Origin of the sequence: Actimicrobium sp. GrIS 1.19 (assembly GCF_035984655.1) — a bacterium.
GTDB lineage: Bacteria > Pseudomonadota > Gammaproteobacteria > Burkholderiales > Burkholderiaceae_D > Actimicrobium.
This window is the reverse complement of the sequence record NZ_JAXCHT010000064.1, coordinates 1-4,435: the sequence shown is the minus strand read 5'-3', so window position 1 is coordinate 4,435 and position 4,435 is coordinate 1. Positions and strand designations below refer to the sequence as shown.

The following is a 4,435-nucleotide window of genomic DNA, read 5'->3' as shown; positions in this document are numbered from 1 at the left end:
TCAAGGCAGCTCCGAAAAGCCACCATCATCTCAAATCAAATCGGTGTATCAGATTTCAATCGCCGCACTGTGTCAGATTACATCCGCTGCTGACACGCCCCCAGTCAATCCTTCAAATCCCCAAAACAAAACGACCAGGAGAAATAAGAAAAACCACGTGTCTTTCCACAGCTGTTTTTCGGTCGGAGGAGGTGGCGTAGGCTTTTCGTGAGTCATGGGGCATGTTGGTACACAGGTCCGTCAAATATGCCTTCCCGCGCTGATCCACAACATCCAGAGGCAGCAGGCTTCGGCACTAACTCGATCGCGGACAGCTCTTCGATGATGGCACAGCCTCTCGATGGTCCCGCGCAGCAGTTTTCGTCGCAGATTGCCACATACGCCGCCAGACTCGCGTCAAGTTGACGCATTTCGTTCAACTTTTCTCGTACGGCATTCAGGTGACTATGCGCCATGTCACGGACTTCGATACATTCACGGTCCCCATCCTCAAATAGCGCTACTGGCTCCCTGACCTCTTCGATCGGGAAGCCAAAGTTCCGGCAGCGTTTGATGAAACTCAGGCGTTTGAAATCCGCATCCCGATAATGGCGGTGACCGTTACTTGCACGCTGAGCACGAGGCAACAAGCCTATCTCTGCGTAATAACGAATGGTCGGTACATTGGTTCTGGTTTGGGATGCCAGGACCCCGATGGTGAGGTTTGATCGCGACATAACGCGGCCATTCAAAAAGCGCTTGCACCTAAAACTACTTTAGGTCGCATTGTTAGCGCAAGCATAATCGCGTACGTATCAGGAGAAATCGATCATGACCGTTTCAAGGTCAAAGGTAAGTGCAGCGGCAGGCGTAGCGGGCGTCGCAGTACTGGTGGTTGGCTGCATTCCATGCTGTGTTCCACTGATACCCCAAGCATCGCTTGGTTGGGAATCACAAGCCTCGGCGCAGTGACGACAGGATGGCCCTTCGACGCCATGGATGTGTTCGCGCTTGGCGCGGCAGGCATGCTGTTTGTCCGTCATCGGCGCGGAGCACGCTGCCAGATTCAGCAGCGCAAGCCCTCCTGCGCTTGCGATCGCAACTGTCAACCCTGAGCCACCGTCAAGTGCGATGCTGGCGCCACGCTTACACGGCGGCTATGTCGCGCGTTATCGCATCGACGACGATGCGATAACGGCCTTTGCAGTGCGTCGCCAAAAGGAAGTCTTGCTCTGAGGACCTGACTGGTCAGTCTCCGCCTATGCACCGCGGTTCTACTGCCTTTTGGGCAATGAATGAGACGACGGATCACCCGCGCCGGCGCATCTCCTCCCCATAGCGCACAAAGCCGAGCTGCCGGTACAGCGCAGCGCCCTCCTCGCTTGCGCCCAGGCTGAAGGTGCCGATGCCGGCCTGCTTGCCGCGCTGGATCAGTTCCTCGAGAAGGTGCTTCGCGACGCCCTGCCGGCGCCACGCCGGCGCGGTGAAGACATTCACGATGCGCCCGCGCAGGACACCCGGGTCGTCGCGGGTCGGACCCCAGTTCAGCAGCACCAGGCCCGCGCCAGCGATAACGTCTCCCTCGTGCTTCGCGACCAGCCCGACATAGGTTCCGCCCGCCAACGCCAGTTCTAACCAGGCCAGATAGCGGGCGTAGTAGGTTGCCCCCACCGTTTGCGGCGCATGGATTCGATGCGCTGGTAAAAGCTGTCCCCGCCACAGGCAGCGGGCACGAACGAAGGGTGAGGAATTTTTTCTCCTCCGTCAGAATAAAGACTATATTATGTCTTCCCCTCTTCTGTCCACTGGAGCCCAACCATGCGTCTTTCAGAACAAGTCAAACCCATCAGCTATCTCAAGGACAACACGGCGCGCGTGATCAACGAGATCACCCAGTCGCGCGAGCCGATGATAATCACGCAAAACGGCGAAGCGACCTTCGTGGTGCAGGACATCCATTCCTGGGAGCAAACGCAGCAAACGATGGCACTGCTTAAAATTCTTGCGCTCGGGCGCCATCAGATCGAGCGCGGCGAGGTGGCCCCGGCAGCGGAGGTGTTTGCCCAACTCGACGAACTTGACGATGCGCGCACGGGCGGCACGCAATGACATACAAGGTATTGTTCACGTCGGCCGCGACGGACGATATCCAGGAATTAAAAAAATACGTTATCCGCACCTGGTCAACACAGGTTTGGCGAACGGCGCTCGGCGCATTGAAGGACAGCGTCGACAATCTGGCGCGATACCCACATGTCGGCGCGGTGTGCGCCGATCTCGCCGAGATCGGTATTGACCAGTATCGCCAACTTGTCGTTGGGCCGAATTATCTGATTTACGAAGTCGATGACGCCAACAATGTGATTTACATCCATGTGGTGTGCGATCAGCGCCGAGACCTGCAGTCACTGCTCTTGCGCAGACTGCTAAAAGGGGCGCCCCCGGCAGCCATGCTGTAATGATCTGGGCGCGCGGCACAACGCCGCCGCAATCCAACCTCTGCACCTCGTGAATCGGCACAGTTCCCGGTCAGGTGACGCAACGGCGTTCTGTCTCGGCCTTTAATTTATGGATAATAAGCGAATTGATCATCGATCACCCTTGCGTCAGGACATCGATTTACCGATCGTGTCTGCTGCCTCGGGTGATCTTCTCTCGGTGGTGTAAATTGCATCTCACAGGATGCGCGCCAGCCGTTGGATGCCGCCCTCCACGTCACTTCGGCCTGTCAATGCAACGATCAATAAAAACACGACCGGGCGGCCGGGAACCCTCCCAACCGTATGGTGACCGAAACGAATGGCGCCTATCTGTCGGTGTCGGACCAGCAAGACGGAACGACCGGTATGCTGGGACGCATTCTGTTGACTGGCACGCGCACCAGCTAAGACTGGGTTGACCACAACAGGCTGTTGGCGCCGACAGACACCAGCGCAAATGGACCGCCGCTCAGCACCGCCAGCAGAATGCACGACCGGTTCGGCAACATCCTCGTTAGCTTCGGTCTCGATGTTACAAATTGGATTTTTACGCCATAAAAATTACTAATTTGGCAAAAATTATGGTCTGGCTAAGTATTCGTGCCAAGTGCCATCTACCCCCGGCTTACTTGCGATTAGCCAATTTTTTTTAGTAAAAGAACCCTAATCAATAGATTCACTATTTCCTTGCCGGAGTTGTCGAGACACTGGATCGCGCGCAACGTGTGAAGGTCACTCGCTAAAAAATCCTCGGGCCGCATCTCTGACGAAAACTCATCATCACCCCCAAAGCGTAACCAACTTGGGGTGACGCCGAGCCACCCGGCAAGATCGATGATCCTCTCTTGAGTAGGAATGGATTCTCCCTTTACCCATTTGCGAGCGGCATGCACAGAAACGGCATGTTGAGGAAAGCGCGCATTAAATTCGCTTGCCAATGCGGTTGGCCCCGTTGTTGTGCGACCAGCTCGATGTAGAGCGTCAACTAATCGCGCTGAAAAACGTTCCTGCTCATCAAAAGTCTGCCGCATTGGAAGTGTCATATTGGAAACAATAGTGTCAAGAGGTTATAGCTAACGATATCCTATCTTGGATTATTCATACCACAAGTGATGTATAGCAAATATGCAGCCGGTCTCGCCCTGACTCCGATCGTGCTGACTCCTTAAGTAAAACCGATGAAGAATGCGGCAGTTGCACGAAGTCGTCGATGCCTATGGCAACCCGACTGAAGCGAGCAATGTGTTTCGCAGCGACCGGAAGGCGCTGGATGAGGCGCTCAGTGTCATTGACTGGGAGGCCGACAGTCGCTGATCCGTCAGCCCTGCTTGAACACGGGTAGGCCCGTCATTTGAACCCTCTGGACGAGGGAATGCGTTCTCCTAATGATCGTGGACAGGGAGCGTCCTCCATTATTATTTTGCTACGCTTCGCATCAGAGAGCGTCGCCGTACGATCGTACTTGCCGGCCCACGATTCTTTCGCAATCGCATCGAGGTATTCAAAACTGGAAGACATGATTTCTCCTTCTTATTTATTGCGTCAGTTTTCGGTTTTGCGCCTTGGATAGAACACAGATCGGATCATTGTTCGTCGCGATGGAGACATCGAGTGCCACGGGTTAGGCGGCAATGTGCCCTATCCAGCACTAGTCCTCGCACTTTCAAATCCTTGGTCATGAATGCTGGCAACCCGTGCGGGCAGCAAGGAATTGATGAGGACGACGCCACACGTGCTCCCGTCTTGGTGCATGCGGGCCATCCAGCTTCGCCGACGCTTTGCAATCTCCGGCGTCAGCGCTTGGATCGTGGAAAACAGGTGACTGCACTCGGCGAGGTTGGTGCGCAAATATTTGTCGACTGCCGACCGATAAAGGCCTGGTTGAGGGTGTAAATAATTTTGTGTAAACGGTCATTTGGCAGGAGACTGCCGCCATCAAGGAGAAACAATGACCGTAGCAATGCGTAACAAGCGGG

The 4,435-nt window shown here is 55.2% G+C and carries 8 protein-coding genes; 4 read left to right on the top strand and 4 right to left on the bottom strand.

Going from position 1 to position 4,435, the window contains the following annotated elements:
- Positions 1-211, top strand: a 211-nt coding sequence (locus RCH09_RS19385; protein WP_326942785.1) for a hypothetical protein, incomplete at its 5' end; no start/stop codon positions are given.
- 1 nt (position 212) lies between these two features.
- Here RCH09_RS19385 and RCH09_RS19770 read toward each other — a convergent pair.
- Positions 213-716, bottom strand: coding sequence for a MerR family DNA-binding protein (locus tag RCH09_RS19770; protein WP_442785069.1), 504 nt, complete (start codon positions 714-716; stop codon positions 213-215).
- A gap of 571 nt (positions 717-1,287) precedes the next feature.
- The gene (locus RCH09_RS19380; protein ID WP_326942784.1) at positions 1,288-1,650 is read right to left on the bottom strand and encodes a GNAT family N-acetyltransferase; all 363 of its coding nucleotides are present in this window, start codon (positions 1,648-1,650) and stop codon (positions 1,288-1,290) included.
- Positions 1,651-1,797: 147 nt separating this feature from the next.
- On the opposite strand from RCH09_RS19380, the gene RCH09_RS19375 reads away from it, so the two are divergent.
- Positions 1,798-2,088: a type II toxin-antitoxin system Phd/YefM family antitoxin gene (locus tag RCH09_RS19375; RefSeq protein WP_326942783.1), complete on the top strand. Its 291-nt coding sequence runs from the start codon at positions 1,798-1,800 to the stop codon at positions 2,086-2,088.
- A gap of 11 nt (positions 2,089-2,099) precedes the next feature.
- Positions 2,100-2,438 (top strand): type II toxin-antitoxin system RelE/ParE family toxin, encoded by a 339-nt coding sequence (locus tag RCH09_RS19370; protein ID WP_326942782.1) that lies wholly within the window; start codon positions 2,100-2,102, stop codon positions 2,436-2,438.
- A gap of 656 nt (positions 2,439-3,094) precedes the next feature.
- Here RCH09_RS19370 and RCH09_RS19365 read toward each other — a convergent pair.
- The gene (locus tag RCH09_RS19365; RefSeq protein WP_326942781.1) at positions 3,095-3,502 is read right to left on the bottom strand and encodes a hypothetical protein; all 408 of its coding nucleotides are present in this window, start codon (positions 3,500-3,502) and stop codon (positions 3,095-3,097) included.
- A 142-nt stretch (positions 3,503-3,644) separates the two neighbouring features.
- Between RCH09_RS19365 and RCH09_RS19360 the strand changes: the two genes are divergently transcribed.
- On the top strand, positions 3,645-3,773 hold the full coding sequence (locus RCH09_RS19360; RefSeq protein ID WP_326942780.1) for a hypothetical protein: 129 nt from the start codon (positions 3,645-3,647) through the stop codon (positions 3,771-3,773).
- Positions 3,774-3,806: 33 nt separating this feature from the next.
- On the opposite strand, the gene RCH09_RS19355 is transcribed toward RCH09_RS19360, so the two are convergent.
- Positions 3,807-3,977, bottom strand: a complete 171-nt coding sequence (locus RCH09_RS19355) for a hypothetical protein (protein WP_326942779.1) — start codon at positions 3,975-3,977, stop codon at positions 3,807-3,809.
- Positions 3,978-4,435 lie beyond the last annotated feature (458 nt).